This window comes from Pseudomonas fuscovaginae SE-1, from assembly GCF_000364705.1.
In the GTDB taxonomy this organism is placed as follows: Bacteria; Pseudomonadota; Gammaproteobacteria; order Pseudomonadales; family Pseudomonadaceae; genus Aquipseudomonas; species Aquipseudomonas fuscovaginae_A.
This window is the reverse complement of the sequence record NZ_AQOH01000015.1, coordinates 13,972-28,104: the sequence shown is the minus strand read 5'-3', so window position 1 is coordinate 28,104 and position 14,133 is coordinate 13,972. Positions and strand designations below refer to the sequence as shown.

The window sequence follows — 14,133 nt, the reverse complement described above, 5'->3', positions numbered from 1 at the left end:
ATGCGTTCTCTTACCCTCCATCTGAAAGTCCTGATCGCCATCCTGGTGGTGCTGGGTATCTCGGTCACGGCCTATCAGATTTTCGTGCTGGGGATACCGGTCACCGAAGATGCCACCGACGACCTGTGGAACATCGACGCCAAGGTCGAGTTCGTCGCCGCCAGCAAGGACCCGGTGAAGATCCAGATGTTCGTGCCGCCCCTGAGCCGCGACTACGTGAGCCTCAACGAGAGTTTCATCTCCAACAACTATGGGGTCAGCGTCAACCGTACCGATGGCAACCGCAAGGTCACCTGGTCGGCCCGCCGGGTCAGCGGCAAGCAGACGCTGTACTACCGCCTGGTGCTGACCAAGCGCTACACCGGTGAAAAACCCAAGGTGAAGGGCCCGACCTTCCGTGACAGCATGGCCATCGAAGGTCCGGAGAAAGTCGCCGCCGAAGCGCTGATGGCGCCGATCCGCCAGCACTCGGCCGATGTCGAGACCTTCATCAGCGAAACCATCAAGCGCGTCAACAACCTCAATGACGATAACGTCAAGCTGTTGCTGGCCGGCGATCCATCGACCCCGCACAAGGCGCAGATCATCGAACTGCTGCTGTCCATCGCTCACGTGCCGCTGGAGAAGGTCCACACCATCCGCCTGGTGGCCGACCAGCCGCAGACCCCGGAACTCTGGCTGCGCAGCTTCAACGGCAACGACTGGCTGTACTTCAACCCGGACACCGGCGAGCAGGGTCTGCCGGAAGACCGCCTGGTCTGGTGGACCGGCGACGACAACCTGATCACCGTCGAGGGCGGCAAGAAGGCCAGCGTCAACTTCAGCCTGAACAACAGCGAAATGAACGCCATCCGCCTGGCCAAGCTGACCGACGAGAACTCCGACGCCAACTTCCTCGAGTACTCGCTCTACGGCCTGCCGCTGCAGACCCAGCAGACCTTCATGATCATGGTGATGATCCCGATCGGCGTGCTGGTGATCCTGATCCTGCGCAACCTGATCGGCCTGCAGACCCTGGGTACCTTCACCCCGGTGCTGATCGCCCTGGCGTTCCGCGAAACGCAGTTGGGCTTCGGCATCGTCCTGTTCACCATCATCACCGCGCTCGGCCTGTCGCTACGCTCCTACCTGGAACACCTGAAGCTGCAGATGCTGCCGCGACTGTCGGTGGTACTGACCTTCGTCGTGGTGCTGATCGCCGCCATCAGCCTGTTCAGCCACAAGCTCGGTCTGGAGCGCGGCCTCTCGGTCGCGTTGTTCCCGATGGTGATCCTGACCATGACCATCGAGCGCCTGTCCATCACCTGGGAGGAACGCGGCGGCGGCCATGCGATGAAAGTCGCGATCGGCACCCTGTTCGCCGCCTCGCTGGCGCACCTGATCATGAGCGTGCCGGAACTGGTGTACTTCGTCTTCACCTTCCCGGCGATCCTGCTGATCCTGGTCGGCTTCATGCTGGCCATGGGACGCTATCGCGGCTACCGCCTGACCGAACTGGTGCGTTTCAAGGCCTTTCTCAAGGAAGACGCCTGATGTTCGGCCTGTGGAAAACCTGGAAGGCCCTGGAGGCCAAGGGCATCATGGGCATCAACCGGCGTAACGCCGACTATGTGCTCAAGTACAACAAGCGCAGCCTGTACCCGATCGTCGATGACAAGATCATCACCAAGGAACGGGCAATCGCCGCCGGCATCCACGTGCCGGAAATGTATGGCGTGATCTCCACCGAAAAGGACATCGACAAGCTCGACGAAATCATCGGCGGGCGCAGCGACTTCGTCATCAAGCCGGCCCAGGGCGCCGGTGGCGACGGCATCCTGGTGATCGCCGACCGTTTCGAAGGGCGCTACCGGACCGTTTCCGGACGGATCATCAGCCATGAGGAAATCGAGCACCAGGTGTCCAGCATCCTCACCGGGCTCTATTCCCTGGGTGGCCATCGCGACCGCGCGCTGATCGAATACCGGGTGACCCCCGACCAGATCTTCAGGAGCATCAGCTACGAGGGCGTGCCGGACATCCGCATCATCGTGCTGATGGGCTACCCGGTCATGGCCATGCTGCGCCTGCCGACCCGCCAGTCCAACGGCAAGGCCAACCTGCACCAGGGCGCCATCGGCGTCGGTGTCGACCTGGCGACCGGTCTGACCCTACGCGGTACCTGGCTGAACAACATCATCCGCAAGCATCCCGACACCACCAACGCGGTGGACGGCGTGCAACTGCCGAACTGGGACGGTTTCATGAAGCTGGCCGCCGGCTGCTACGAATTGTGCGGCCTGGGATACATCGGCGTGGACATGGTGCTGGACCAGGACAAGGGCCCGCTGATTCTCGAGCTCAACGCCCGTCCCGGGCTGAACATCCAGATCGCCAACGACTGCGGCCTGACCACCCGGGCCCAGGCGGTGGAAGCGCACCTGGAAGAGCTGGCAGCGGCCGGCCTCGGCGAAACCGCGGAGGAGCGGGTGCGTTTCGTCCAAGGCCTGTTCGGCCATGTAGCTCCACGGAATGCCTGAAAACGGAGGGAACCAACCCACCTGTGGGAGCCGGATTTATCCGCGAACCAGACGACGCGGCGGTACAGGATTACCGCGTTATCGTTCTTCGCGGATAAATCCGGCTCCCACGGTTTGCGGTGTCTGCCTGAACTCCAGGCCATGGATATAGCCAGTACCGACACCCCTCTAGGAGCATTTCCTACAGGAGACTACAATCGCCCTCCCCTGCGCCCAAGGCTGATCCACCCCGCATGTCGACCTGCTCCGTACACCCGCTGCCCTACCGCCCCGATCCCGCTGCCTATTTCGCGACCATTCGTCACGCCCCCGGCGCGGTGTTGCTCGACAGCGGTCGGCCGCTGGCTGAACGTGGGCGCTACGATCTGCTCAGCGCCTGGCCACTGGAGCAACTGACCGTCCTGCCGAACGAGGCGGGCGAAGATTTCCTCGTGCGCCTGCGTGGCACCCTGGCGCGCCTGGGCCGGGCCGAATTGCCCGCGGCGGTCGAACTGCCATTCGCCGGTGGCCTGATCGGTTACCTGAGCTACGATTTCGGTCGCCATCTGGAAGCCCTGCCCAACCAGGCCCGGGACGATCTGCAGCTACCCGATGCGCGCTTCGGCCTGTACGCCTGGGCACTGGTCAACGACCACCAGCAGGCTACCAGCCAACTGGTATTCCATCCGACGGTCGAGCAGGCCGAACGTGAGCGCCTGGTCCAACTGTTCAGCCAGGAGCCAGCTCCTGAAACCGGCAGTTTCCGACTCGACACACCGATGGCCGCCGACCTGGACGCCGAGTCGTACCGCCAGGCCTTCGAGCGCATCCAACAGTACATCCAGGCCGGTGATTGCTATCAGGTCAACTTCGCCCAGCGTTTTCGCGCGAGTTGCCAGGGCGACCCGTGGATCGCCTACCTGGCCTTGCGGGCCGCCTGCCCGACACCGTTCTCCGGTTTCCAGAGCCTGCCGGACAACGGCGCGGTGCTGAGCCTGTCGCCAGAGCGGTTCATCCGGGTCAGCGCCGGCCAGGTGGAGACCCGGCCGATCAAGGGTACCCTACCACGGGGCCGGGACGCCGCCGAAGATGCGGCCAATGCCGCGCAACTGCTGAGCAGCAGCAAGGACCGTGCGGAAAATCTGATGATCGTCGACCTGCTGCGCAACGATCTCGGTCGCACCTGCAGGATCGGCAGCGTGCGGGTGCCGGAGCTGTTCAGCCTGGAGAGCTACCCGAACGTGCATCACCTGGTCAGCAGCGTGACCGGGGAACTGGCCGACGGTCGCGACGCCCTCGACCTGATCGCCGGCAGCTTCCCGGGCGGCTCGATCACCGGCGCGCCGAAGATCCGCGCCATGCAGATCATCGACGAACTCGAACCGACGCGCCGTACCTTGTACTGCGGTTCTCTGCTGTATCTGGACGTGCGCGGCGAGATGGACAGCTCGATCGCCATCCGCAGCCTGCTGGTCAAGGACGGCCAGGTCAGTTGCTGGGGCGGCGGCGGGATTGTCGCCGATTCCGACTGGCAGGCCGAATACCAGGAGTCGATTACCAAGGTAAAGGTGCTGCTCGATACCCTGCAGACGCTCTAGCTGCCATCACTCGCAGCTTGTGGGAGCCGGCTTGCTGGCGATTGCGATTCAACCGTCGAAGCCTCTTTGCCTGGCACAATACTATCGCCCGCAAGCCGGCCCCACAGTGACCGCGCCAGACACAGGCCGTGCGGAAACCAGACACCATGCCCACAACCCTGGAATCTCCCACGGGCAGTATTTTGTTACTATTGCCGCCTATATGAGCGCAAAGCGCCAACGACTGTAGGAACCGCCTGATGAGTCAACCGTTCGACGTCGCCGAACTTGCCGCGACATACGCCACCAAATCCCCCCAGGACATCCTCAAGCTGGCCTTTTCCCAGTTTGGCGACGACCTGTGGATATCTTTCAGCGGCGCCGAGGACGTGGTCCTGGTGGACATGGCCTGGAAGCTGAACAAGAACGTCAAGGTGTTCAGCCTCGATACCGGCCGCCTGCATCCGGAGACCTACCGGTTCATCGACCAGGTGCGCGAGTTCTACAAGATCGATATCGAGCTGATCTCCCCGGATCACACCCGACTCGAGCCCTTCGTCAAGGAAAAGGGCCTGTTCAGTTTCTACAAGGACGGCCATGGCGAATGCTGCGGCGTGCGCAAAATCGAACCGCTGCGTCGCAAGCTGTCCGGCGTCAGCGCCTGGGCCACCGGCCAGCGGCGCGACCAGAGCCCCGGCACTCGCAGCCAGGTGGCGGTGCTGGAAATCGACAGCGCCTTTTCGACCCCGGAACGTACCCTGTACAAGTTCAACCCGCTGGCGCAAATGACCAGTGAGGAAGTCTGGGGCTACATCCGCATGCTCGAACTGCCCTACAACAGCCTGCATGAGCGCGGCTTCATCAGCATCGGCTGCGAGCCCTGCACCCGTCCGGTCCTGCCGAACCAGCACGAGCGCGAAGGCCGCTGGTGGTGGGAGGAAGCCACGCAGAAAGAGTGCGGCCTGCACGCTGGCAACCTGATCAGCAAGGGCTGACCAGCGCGCTCCAAGCAGACAGGCAAGCATGAAAAAGCCCCGAACCAGCCGGGGCTTTTTCATGGCCGGGAATCAGTGGACCGGCAGTTCGACACCGTCAAACAGCTCTTCCAGCTCCTGCTTGTTGTGGCACTGGATGGCCTTGGCCATCACTTCGCGGGTCAGGTGCGGCGCGAACTTCTCGATGAAGTCGCACATGAAGCCACGCAGGAAGGTACCGCGGCGGAAGCCGATCTTGGTGATGCTGGATTCGAACAGCTCACTGGCATCGAGCACCACCAGGTCCTTGTCGAGCACCGTGTCGACCGCCATCTTCGCCACGATCCCCACCCCCAGGCCCAGGCGGACATAGGTCTTGATCACGTCGGCGTCGGCGGCGGTGAACACCACTTTCGGCGTCAGGCCACGATGGCTGAAGGCCTCGTCCAGCTTGGAACGTCCGGTGAAACCGAAGACGTAGGTGACGATCGGGTACTCGGCCAGGGTCTCCAGGGTCAGCTTCGGCAGCTTGGTCAGCGGGTGCCCCTGCGGTACCACCACGCAACGGTTCCAGCGATAGCACGGCATCATCACCAGGTCGCCGAACAGCTCCAGCGCCTCGGTGGCGATGGCGAAGTCGACAGTGCCGTCGGCGGCCATCTCGGCGATCTGCATCGGCGAGCCCTGGTGCATGTGCAGGGCGACATCCGGGTATTGCTTGATGAAGCTGCTGATCACCGGCGGCAAGGCATAACGCGCCTGGGTGTGAGTGGTGGCGATCGACAGGGTGCCTTTCTTTTCGTTGGAGAATTCCTGGGCGATCTGCTTGATGCTCTCGACCTTGCGCAGGATCTCGCCAGCGGTGTTGATGATGCGCTCACCGGCTGGGGTGACACGGGTCAGGTGCTTGCCACTGCGTGCAAAGACTTCCACGCCCAGCTCGTCTTCGAGCAGGCGGATCTGCTTGCTGATACCTGGCTGTGAGGTGTAGAGGCTTTGCGCCGTCGCGGAAACGTTGAGGTCGTGGTGCGCCACTTCCCAGATGTAGCGCAGTTGTTGGAGCTTCATATGTATCCCTCAAAGCAGGTAGACGCCACAGGCAGCAGCGGCGATATATAACTATATGAAAGGTTCGAAGAATAAATCTAGAACTTTTTATCAATTCACTGAATTTCACTTCAGTTGTCGTCATGCCGACGGCGCTGCAACAACGGCACGAGGTACACCGGCACCCGCGACAGTTGCAGGACACGCGCGGCGGTACGGCCCAGATGCTCCTCCGCGCCGGTACCATGGCTGTGACTTCCGACAATCAGCAGATCGACTGCCAGTCGTTGCGCGTGGGTGAGAATGACCTGCGAAGGATCCCCCTGGATGACCTGGACCGAATGGATCATCGCCAGGTCCTGCTGCCCTTCCCCCAACTCCTCGCGAAAACTGTCCAATACCCGCTGCTCGATATTGGCCATCACGGTGTTAAGACCCTGGCTGTGCAATTCGTTCAATGCCTGCTCGTCCAGATAGCTCTGCAACACCGACTCCGCAAACAGCCCCATGGGTTCGACCGCGTGCACCACATGCAAGTCGGCCTTGAACGTTCGAGCCAGCCCCAGCGCATGCTGCATGACGTAAGGCGCATACAGGCCGAGGTCGGTGGCATACAGCATCGAACGAATCATGGGACCTCCTCGATTGCCAGAATGGCGGAGATGGATTGAGCTTAGCAGCGCGCCGGACAGTTCGGCGCCCTGCTGGTCGGGCTAATCCGTAGCCTGTGGCTCGTTGCTGATGCCGTGGGGAACATGACCGGTGGCAACCACTTCGCGAGCTCTCTCGCAGTGTCCGGTCTGGTCGTCGAAAAACACGTCCGCGGCAAAGGCTTCGAGGAACGCCGACTTGTCCAGGCCACCGAGGAACAGCGACTCGTCGAGGCGGATATCCCATTCGCGCAGGGTACGAATCACCCGCTCGTGGGCCGGAGCGGAGCGGGCGGTGACCAGCGCGGTACGAATCGGACAGGCCTCGTCGGCAAACTCGCGCTGCAACAGATTGAGCGCCGCCAGGAAGCCCTTGAACGGCCCACCGCGCAGCGGCTCGCGGGCCGACTGGCGCTCGTTGGCCTGAAAAGCCGCCAGGCCGCCGAGCTGGTAGATCCGTTCCGACTCATCGGAGAACAACACGGCATCGCCATCGAAGGCAATCCGCAATTCGGCACTGGCCGCGCGCCGCGCGCCACCAGCCAGGATGGTCGCGGCGGCAAAACCGGCGTCCAGCGCGCTGCGCACATCATCGGGATGCGTCGACAGAAACAGATGACAGCCAAACGCCGCCAGATAAGGATAGGGCGTGCGTCCGCCGGCAAACGCCGCTCGGGAAATATCCAGGCCGTAATGCTGGATCGAGTTGAACACCCGCAGGCCGGTGTCGGCACTGTTGCGCGACACCAGCACCACCTCGACCCGGGAACGCCCCAGGCTGGCATTGAGGCTCAAGAGCTTCTGCACCAGCGGGAAAGCCTCACCCGGTTCGAGGATCTCCTCCTCGTGTTCGATCTGATACTTGCGATAGGCCTCGACGCCCTGGGTCAGATAGACCTGATGGCTTTCACTCAGGTCGAACAGCGCCCGCGAGGAAATCGCCAGTACCAGCTTGCCGCCAAGGCTGTTTGCCATGATGTTCTCCCAATGCTCTCAGCGATTGTGCCCGTCGATGAAACCCAAGGCCTGGTACAAGGCGCGGATCTTCGGCAACTCGCAGCCGGCCTCGAGGGCGGCGGCCAGGGGACGGGCGTAGATCGCCTCCAGTTCCAGTGCCCGCCTGTGGATAAAGTCGTGATACATGCTCGGCCAGTAGTCCGGCATCCTTTCCGTGAGCTTGAACAGATGTTCGGCATAGCCGGCCGGCAACAGGTGTCCACACGCCCGCGCGCCCAGCACCACCTCGGCCATCAGCGCCTGGACCAGCTCGCGGCTGCGGGTGTCGCTCATCAGCGGCGTGGTGCTGGCCCGCAGCAGCACCGAAAGGCCGTTGTAGGGCACGTTCCACACCAGTTTCTGCCAGCGAGCCTGCTCCAGATCGGCCATGGCCTGGGATTCGATACCGGCCTGGCGGAACAGCGCGGCCCCCTCCTCGACCAACGCCTGGCGGGCACAGTCGTCATCGAACAGCGGGCCACTGTGATAACCGAGGTTCACCGAGCCCAGCGCCTGATGCACCACCGCCCCGGGGCCGGCGCGATGCACGCAGATGAAACACAGCCCGCCGAGCAGGTGCAGGGAGTCGGGCAGCAACGGACGCAACTGTTCCTCGACACCCAGGCCATTCTGCAACAACAGCACTCGGGCGCCGGGCGCCGCGACCCTGGCGATCAGCGGGGCGAGCTCGGCGTTGGCGGTGGCCTTGGCGCCCACCAGCAGCCAGTCGCAGGGCGGCAGGTCGTCGGCCGAGGCATAGGCCTGCACCGGGTTCAGATGCAGTTGACCGTGGACGGCACTGTCGATCCGCAGCCCGTTGTCGGCCACGGCGGAAAACTCGCCGCGCAGTAGAAAATGCACATCGAAACCGGCACGCGCCAGCATCACCCCGTAGAACCCGCCGATCGCACCGGTACCGATAATGCCGACGCGCGGCCTGATGGTTGAAACTTTCATGGCAACTCCTCGGGAATACGTGCCAGGGCCTGATGCAGGGCTTCGACGAGTTCGCGCCGGGCCAGTGGGGCCCGCAAGGCGCCCTGGAACTCACCGTCCCTGACCACGAACAGCGCCGGCAGGTGAAAGACCTCGTAGCGCTGGACCAGCCCACCATTGTCACCGGCATCGATCCAGCACAGGCGGTCGACCGGCAACTCCAGAGCCGGCAGCGCCTGCCGGGCAAAACGGCAGGACGCGCACCCGGGGCTGGTGAAAACCAGCAACGAAACACCCGGGAGGTCGAGCAGTTGGCGGTCCGCATCGAAATCGGACAACTCGACCCCCTTCACTATACTGGGGAAAGGTTTTTCCGGAGACCGGCACACGGAGTCGTTTGTCATGGTGCGCTTTCTACCTCATCCCGTAGACGTTCCAGTGAAACTGACCTTGCTCGAACACTCGTGCATCGCGCGACATCGCCTGCGCAACCTCAGCCTCGGCGGCATCGCCTGTCACTCGCCGCGGGCCTGGCGACAGGGCTCGGCCCTGGAAATGCGCATCCCGAGCCTGGGCGACAGTGCATGTTACTCCGGCTACGTGGCCTGGTGCCTGAAACGCAAGCATGTATTTCTGGTGGGTATCGCCTTCGTCGACGAACAGACCCTGTTCGGCGCACGCATGGGCGAGCAGATCTGCCAGATCGAACGCTACCGGCGCACCCGTCAGCAACTGGACGCCGGGCCGCAGAGCATCGAGGCCATTGCCCGCGAATGGGTACAGCGAAATGCCGGCGATTTCTCCCACGCCAGTCTCGGACAACCCTTTACCCGGGCCCTGCTGGATTAATCCGGCCTTTGCCCATTGCCCGGTCACGGCCTAACGCGCTAAGGTTCGGCTCCCCGACACGCTCATATCGCTGTGCTCCGCCGCGCGGGGCTGGCGACGGCACCCGTGACCTGACGAGTAACACGATGGCTGATTTACCGATCAACGACCTTAACGTCGCCTCCAACGAGACGCTGATCACGCCTGATCAGCTCAAGCGTGACATTCCCCTGAGCGAGGCTGCCCTGCGCACCGTGACCCGGGGCCGCGAGGTGATTCGCAACATCCTCGATGGCAAGGACCATCGCCTGTTCGTCGTCATCGGGCCCTGCTCGATCCACGACATCAAGGCTGCCCATGAGTATGCCGAGCGCCTCAAGGTGCTCGCCGCCGAAGTCTCCGACAGCCTGTACCTGGTGATGCGCGTGTACTTCGAGAAGCCGCGGACCACGGTCGGCTGGAAAGGCCTGATCAACGACCCGTACCTGGATGACTCGTTCAAGATCCAGGACGGCCTGCACATCGGTCGCCAACTGCTGCTGGACCTGGCGGAAATGGGCCTGCCCACCGCCACCGAAGCTCTCGACCCGATCTCGCCGCAGTACCTGCAGGACCTGATCAGCTGGTCGGCCATCGGCGCCCGCACCACCGAATCCCAGACCCACCGGGAAATGGCGTCCGGCCTGTCCTCGGCGGTCGGCTTCAAGAACGGTACCGATGGTGGCCTGACCGTGGCGATCAACGCCCTGCAGTCGGTCTCCAAGCCGCACCGCTTCCTCGGCATCAATCAGGAAGGCGGCGTCTCGATCGTCACCACCAAGGGCAACGCCTACGGTCACGTGGTGCTGCGCGGCGGCAACGGCAAGCCCAACTATGACTCGGTGAGCGTCGCGCTCTGCGAGCAGGCGCTGACCAAGGCCGGGATCCAGAACAACATCATGGTCGATTGCAGCCACGCCAACTCCAACAAGGACCCGGCCCTGCAACCACTGGTGATGGAGAACGTCGCCAACCAGATCCTCGAAGGCAACCAGTCGATCATCGGCCTGATGGTCGAGAGCCACCTGAACTGGGGCTGCCAGGCCATTCCGAAAGACCTCGCCGACCTGCAGTACGGTGTCTCGATTACCGACGCCTGCATCGACTGGGACAGCACCGAGAAAACCTTGCGCAGCATGCACGCCAAGCTCAAGGACGTGCTGCCCAAGCGTGGCCGCGGCTGATCGCGCAGCGATTGCGCAGAAACAAAAACGCCGGGCAATGCCCGGCGTTTTCATGTCTGTTCGATAGGATCAGCTCTTCGCGGCGTGCCGCTGATGCCGTTCCATGTAGCGCTCCACATAGGAGCAGGAAGGGATGACGGTGTACCCCATGCGCTCGGCGTACTCCAGCGCCTGCTCGGTCAGCGCCGCCGCAATGCCTCGACCACGCAACGCGTTGGGCACGAAGGTGCGGTAGATATCCAGGGTCTGCTTACCCAGGTCCATATAGGTCAGGTAGGCACGATGACCGTCCACATTGGTCTCGAACTGATGACCAGCCTGGTCATGGTGGATGGACAACGCCTCGCTCATCACTACTCCTCGCGGGTCTTGGTGTTCGACCCTACCTTACCGATGTTTTTCCGGCGAAGGAACCTCTACGCCACCCCCGTGCCTGTTTGGACAACGAGAAAAGCCGACCGCTCCCTGAAAAAACGAGCACGTATCAAATAGTAGGCACCCTTGGCAAAAATGCTCAAGACACGCTCGTCACGTCGCCCGGCGCCGTTCGGATCATAGCGCGGGCAAACATTCCCTTGCGGGTGAAAAGCTGAACACGGGCTGAAAATTGCCGGAATGTCATGTTGTGTGACGTACAGTCCGGGTTAAAGTCACTTTTCAATTGGCAAAAGATACTCCCCGCCCCGTGGACGGTAGGGAACAAGAGTTGCCCGTTGTGGTCAGAACGGAGCCTGGATACACCGGACACTTGCCACCCGTTACCTGACAGGTCGGCAGAAGATCGCATAAAGCGCTCGGAACGGGCTTTACAACTGTATATTTTTTATACAGCACCAGGCAAAGTTAGCTGAAAAACATTCTGTACCAAGAATTTTTTTTGCTTCTTGCGTTACGTCAGTTTACTTACTACAAGTAATGGGTAGTATGTACGCCGGCTATTTCCTCACTCTGGGGTTATGGTCATTAATAGAAAGTCCTTGAAGGGGAACACGATGAACAACGTTCTGAAATTCTCGGCTCTGGCCCTGGCCGCTGTTCTGGCTACCGGTTGCAGCAGCGCATCGAAAGAAACCGAAGCTCGTCTGACTGCTACCGAAGACGCAGCTGCTCGTGCTCAGGCTCGTGCTGACGAAGCCTACCGCAAAGCTGATGAAGCTCTGGCTGCTGCTCAAAAAGCACAACAGACTGCTGATGAAGCTAACGAGCGCGCTCTGCGCATGCTGGAAAAAGCAAGCCGCAAGTAATAGTCCCTCGGGGCTGTTATCAAGCCGATCCATCATTGGATCGGCTTTTTAATGCCTGCCGGTTTTGTCCACGGGCATGAAAAACCCGCCTGGCGCACAAGGCCCCAGGCGGGTCGTTCGGAGCCGTTACTGCTGCAGATCGATCGGCGCGCTCGATACCACCGGTGCCGCCCCCGGCACGGCAATCTCGGTCGGCAGGCCATCCTCGGCCGCGACCACGTCGCGCACCTCGTCCCAGTTCACCCGCAGATTCTTCGCCAGGTCATCACGCTTGAGCAGGGCGTTGATCACCGCGGTGTGCTTGTCGACCACCGACGGGTTGCCGTTGTCGTCCAGTGGCGTGTGCGCCTCCAGGTAGACCTTGCCGCCACTGATGCCGAACTTGTAGGCCTCGTTGATGATCCGCACCGAGGTGCCGACCGGCACCATGTCGGCCATCTCCAGCACGTTGTTGTTGAACATGCGGAAGCAGCCATGGCTGGTACGGGTGCCGATACCGAACTTCATGTTCGAACCGTGGATCAGGTAGCCCGGCGTGCCGAGGGTGAACTTGAACGGGCCCAGCGGGTTGTCCGGGCCGGCCGGCACCACGTTGGGCAGCGGATCGCCGTTGGCGGCATGCTCGGCCTTGATCGAGGCCGGCGGCGTCCAGGTCGGGTTCGGCGTCTTGGCGATGATGGTGGTGTGAGCGATCGGCGAGCCCCAGCCTTCACGCCCGATACCCAGGGGGAAGGTGTAGACCACGTTGCGGCCCTTGGGGAAGTAGTACAGGCGATATTCGGCCAGGTTGATCACGATGCCTTCGCGGGGCCCTGGCGGCAGAATGAAGCGGGTCGGCAGGACGATATCGGTGCCCGCGCCCGGCAACCAGGCATCGACCCCCGGGTTGGCCGCGACCATCTCCGAGTAGCCCAGGTCGTAGGTGGTACCGAGGTCGGCAAAGGTATCTTCATACTTGGCCTTGATCACCTGGACCTGGCCGACGATATCCTCGCCCGGCGGCGGCAATGGCAATTCCAGCGCGGAAACGGGACCCGCCGCACACAGGGCGGCAATGGACAGGCAACGGGTGACGGCAGGAAAGCGCGACAACATCCGGGAAATCCTTCGCATGATCAACGGAGAAATAAAGTGCGATTGTACACCTGCCGCCAGCCGCCCGGCAGGACATTGGCGACACTTCAGCCGGCAGACAGGCAGGTTTTACAGTTCGAAACGCAATTCCGGCCAGATCGGTGGCGTGCCGCGTTTCTGGGACTCGAGAATCGCCCGACAGAACGGGCACAGGCGCTGGTCGCGGAAAATCGACTTGTCCACCCCCGACCAGCGCGGCTGTGCCGGCAGCAGGCTGCCGCAGAGCGTGCGATCGGCGGAGCCGCCCAACTCCAACTGACGCGCGACCAGATGCACCCGCACTTCCTGGCAGGCGAACAGATCCAACTGCTCGTCGGGCTCGATCAGTTGGTAGGCAAATAGGGACCAGGCGGGACGCTGCATCGGGGGCTCCTGACAGGGGGCGCCACCTTAGCCGAAAAACCGCCGGTAAAAAAGCTCAAAGCAGCGGTTTCAGGGTCGGCCAGACGTTATTGAGCAACTTGTCCTGACCAGCGGCCGCCGGGTGGATCCCATCGGCCTGCATCAGCTCCGGGTGACCGCCCACGCCTTCGAGAAAAAACGGCACCAGCGCGACGTTCTTCTCCTCGGCCAGGGCCGGATAGACCTCCGCGAACGCCTTGGTGTAGCGGGCACCGTAGTTGGGCGGCAACTGCATGCCGAGCAACAGCACCCTGGCGCCGCTGGCCCGGGAATCATCGATCATTGATGCAAGATTTTGTTTCAATTGTGTAGGAAGCTGCCCACGCAGGCCATCGTTGCCGCCCAGTTCGATGATCACCAGCTCCGGCTTGTGCTGCGCAAGCAGCGCCGGCAGCCGCGCCTGGCCGCCCGCACTGGTGTCGCCGCTGATGGACGCATTGACCACCTTGTCCTTGAAACCCTCGTCCCTGAGCCGCTTTTCCAGCAGGGCGACCCAGCCGACACGGGTATCCAGGCCGAAAGCCGCGCTGATACTATCGCCAACGATCAGGACCGTGCCCGCCGCCGCATTCTGAGCCATGCACATCAGGGCCAGGCCGGCACTCAAAAACCAAACTCGCATCG

General features: G+C 62.4%; 16 protein-coding genes. 7 read left to right on the top strand and 9 right to left on the bottom strand.

The window, feature by feature from the left end; translation table 11 throughout:
• From K675_RS0102250 to K675_RS0102235, 4 genes are all read left to right on the top strand, one after another.
• Positions 1 to 1,533, top strand: coding sequence for an inactive transglutaminase family protein (locus tag K675_RS0102250; RefSeq protein WP_017901884.1), 1,533 nt, complete (start codon positions 1 to 3; stop codon positions 1,531 to 1,533).
• On the top strand, positions 1,533 to 2,519 hold the full coding sequence (locus K675_RS0102245; protein ID WP_017901883.1) for an alpha-L-glutamate ligase-like protein: 987 nt from the start codon (positions 1,533 to 1,535) through the stop codon (positions 2,517 to 2,519). Before K675_RS0102250 ends, K675_RS0102245 begins: the two co-directional genes overlap by 1 nt.
• Before the next feature lie 233 nt (positions 2,520 to 2,752).
• Positions 2,753 to 4,096 carry an aminodeoxychorismate synthase component I gene (gene pabB / locus K675_RS0102240; protein ID WP_017901882.1) on the top strand — a complete coding sequence of 448 codons (1,344 nt, stop codon included), beginning with the start codon at positions 2,753 to 2,755 and terminating at the stop codon, positions 4,094 to 4,096.
• Between the two features lie 239 nt (positions 4,097 to 4,335).
• Entirely contained in the window at positions 4,336 to 5,070 is a 735-nt protein-coding gene (locus tag K675_RS0102235; protein ID WP_017901881.1) for a phosphoadenylyl-sulfate reductase, read from the top strand.
• A gap of 72 nt (positions 5,071 to 5,142) precedes the next feature.
• On the opposite strand, the gene cysB is transcribed toward K675_RS0102235, so the two are convergent.
• From cysB to K675_RS0102210, 5 genes are all read right to left on the bottom strand, one after another.
• Complete coding sequence (gene cysB, locus K675_RS0102230; protein ID WP_017901880.1) at positions 5,143 to 6,117, bottom strand: HTH-type transcriptional regulator CysB; 975 nt, start codon at positions 6,115 to 6,117, stop codon at positions 5,143 to 5,145.
• 110 nt (positions 6,118 to 6,227) lie between these two features.
• Entirely contained in the window at positions 6,228 to 6,728 is a 501-nt protein-coding gene (locus tag K675_RS0102225; RefSeq protein WP_017901879.1) for a universal stress protein, read from the bottom strand.
• Positions 6,729 to 6,809: 81 nt separating this feature from the next.
• Positions 6,810 to 7,721: a 5'-nucleotidase gene (locus K675_RS0102220; protein ID WP_017901878.1), complete on the bottom strand. Its 912-nt coding sequence runs from the start codon at positions 7,719 to 7,721 to the stop codon at positions 6,810 to 6,812.
• A gap of 18 nt (positions 7,722 to 7,739) precedes the next feature.
• Positions 7,740 to 8,699 (bottom strand): putative 2-dehydropantoate 2-reductase, encoded by a 960-nt coding sequence (locus tag K675_RS0102215; protein WP_017901877.1) that lies wholly within the window; start codon positions 8,697 to 8,699, stop codon positions 7,740 to 7,742.
• A complete protein-coding gene (locus K675_RS0102210) occupies positions 8,696 to 9,082 on the bottom strand; it encodes a thioredoxin family protein (protein WP_037006216.1) in 387 nt (128 codons plus the stop codon). Before K675_RS0102210 ends, K675_RS0102215 begins: the two co-directional genes overlap by 4 nt.
• Here K675_RS0102210 and K675_RS0102205 point away from each other — a divergent pair.
• Both K675_RS0102205 and K675_RS0102200 read left to right on the top strand, forming a co-directional pair.
• On the top strand, positions 9,081 to 9,527 hold the full coding sequence (locus tag K675_RS0102205) for a PilZ domain-containing protein (RefSeq protein WP_026144850.1): 447 nt from the start codon (positions 9,081 to 9,083) through the stop codon (positions 9,525 to 9,527). The two genes, K675_RS0102210 and K675_RS0102205, sit on opposite strands and share 2 nt — an antisense overlap.
• Positions 9,528 to 9,652: 125 nt before the next feature.
• Complete coding sequence (locus K675_RS0102200) at positions 9,653 to 10,729, top strand: 3-deoxy-7-phosphoheptulonate synthase (RefSeq protein ID WP_017901874.1); 1,077 nt, start codon at positions 9,653 to 9,655, stop codon at positions 10,727 to 10,729.
• Positions 10,730 to 10,798: 69 nt separating this feature from the next.
• On the opposite strand, the gene K675_RS0102195 is transcribed toward K675_RS0102200, so the two are convergent.
• The gene (locus K675_RS0102195; RefSeq protein ID WP_017901873.1) at positions 10,799 to 11,080 is read right to left on the bottom strand and encodes a GNAT family N-acetyltransferase; all 282 of its coding nucleotides are present in this window, start codon (positions 11,078 to 11,080) and stop codon (positions 10,799 to 10,801) included.
• A 641-nt stretch (positions 11,081 to 11,721) separates the two neighbouring features.
• On the opposite strand from K675_RS0102195, the gene oprI reads away from it, so the two are divergent.
• Positions 11,722 to 11,973, top strand: a complete 252-nt coding sequence (gene oprI / locus K675_RS32010) for an outer membrane lipoprotei OprI (protein WP_011335311.1) — start codon at positions 11,722 to 11,724, stop codon at positions 11,971 to 11,973.
• Positions 11,974 to 12,099: 126 nt separating this feature from the next.
• Here oprI and K675_RS0102185 read toward each other — a convergent pair whose 3' ends face one another.
• The 3 genes from K675_RS0102185 to K675_RS0102175 all read right to left on the bottom strand — a co-directional run bounded on the left by K675_RS0102185 (position 12,100) and on the right by K675_RS0102175 (position 14,131).
• Entirely contained in the window at positions 12,100 to 13,068 is a 969-nt protein-coding gene (locus K675_RS0102185; RefSeq protein ID WP_017901871.1) for a L,D-transpeptidase family protein, read from the bottom strand.
• A 108-nt stretch (positions 13,069 to 13,176) separates the two neighbouring features.
• Positions 13,177 to 13,470 (bottom strand): hypothetical protein, encoded by a 294-nt coding sequence (locus tag K675_RS0102180; protein WP_017901870.1) that lies wholly within the window; start codon positions 13,468 to 13,470, stop codon positions 13,177 to 13,179.
• A gap of 55 nt (positions 13,471 to 13,525) precedes the next feature.
• Positions 13,526 to 14,131, bottom strand: a complete 606-nt coding sequence (locus K675_RS0102175) for an arylesterase (protein WP_017901869.1) — start codon at positions 14,129 to 14,131, stop codon at positions 13,526 to 13,528.
• Positions 14,132 to 14,133 lie beyond the last annotated feature (2 nt).

What these genes read in the sequence shown, in the direction of transcription:
- K675_RS0102250 (WP_017901884.1), top strand. Translation starts at nt 1, where the DNA reads ATGCGTTCTCTTACCCTCCATCTGAAAGTCCTGATCGCCATCCTGGTG.
- K675_RS0102245 (WP_017901883.1), top strand. Translation starts at nt 1,533, where the DNA reads ATGTTCGGCCTGTGGAAAACCTGGAAGGCCCTGGAGGCCAAGGGCATC.
- pabB (WP_017901882.1), top strand. Translation starts at nt 2,753, where the DNA reads ATGTCGACCTGCTCCGTACACCCGCTGCCCTACCGCCCCGATCCCGCT.
- K675_RS0102235 (WP_017901881.1), top strand. Translation starts at nt 4,336, where the DNA reads ATGAGTCAACCGTTCGACGTCGCCGAACTTGCCGCGACATACGCCACC.
- cysB (WP_017901880.1), bottom strand. Translation starts at nt 6,117, where the DNA reads ATGAAGCTCCAACAACTGCGCTACATCTGGGAAGTGGCGCACCACGAC.
- K675_RS0102225 (WP_017901879.1), bottom strand. Translation starts at nt 6,728, where the DNA reads ATGATTCGTTCGATGCTGTATGCCACCGACCTCGGCCTGTATGCGCCT.
- K675_RS0102220 (WP_017901878.1), bottom strand. Translation starts at nt 7,721, where the DNA reads ATGGCAAACAGCCTTGGCGGCAAGCTGGTACTGGCGATTTCCTCGCGG.
- K675_RS0102215 (WP_017901877.1), bottom strand. Translation starts at nt 8,699, where the DNA reads ATGAAAGTTTCAACCATCAGGCCGCGCGTCGGCATTATCGGTACCGGT.
- K675_RS0102205 (WP_026144850.1), top strand. Translation starts at nt 9,081, where the DNA reads ATGGTGCGCTTTCTACCTCATCCCGTAGACGTTCCAGTGAAACTGACC.
- K675_RS0102210 (WP_037006216.1), bottom strand. Translation starts at nt 9,082, where the DNA reads ATGACAAACGACTCCGTGTGCCGGTCTCCGGAAAAACCTTTCCCCAGT.
- K675_RS0102200 (WP_017901874.1), top strand. Translation starts at nt 9,653, where the DNA reads ATGGCTGATTTACCGATCAACGACCTTAACGTCGCCTCCAACGAGACG.
- K675_RS0102195 (WP_017901873.1), bottom strand. Translation starts at nt 11,080, where the DNA reads ATGAGCGAGGCGTTGTCCATCCACCATGACCAGGCTGGTCATCAGTTC.
- oprI (WP_011335311.1), top strand. Translation starts at nt 11,722, where the DNA reads ATGAACAACGTTCTGAAATTCTCGGCTCTGGCCCTGGCCGCTGTTCTG.
- K675_RS0102185 (WP_017901871.1), bottom strand. Translation starts at nt 13,068, where the DNA reads ATGTTGTCGCGCTTTCCTGCCGTCACCCGTTGCCTGTCCATTGCCGCC.
- K675_RS0102180 (WP_017901870.1), bottom strand. Translation starts at nt 13,470, where the DNA reads ATGCAGCGTCCCGCCTGGTCCCTATTTGCCTACCAACTGATCGAGCCC.
- K675_RS0102175 (WP_017901869.1), bottom strand. Translation starts at nt 14,131, where the DNA reads ATGCGAGTTTGGTTTTTGAGTGCCGGCCTGGCCCTGATGTGCATGGCT.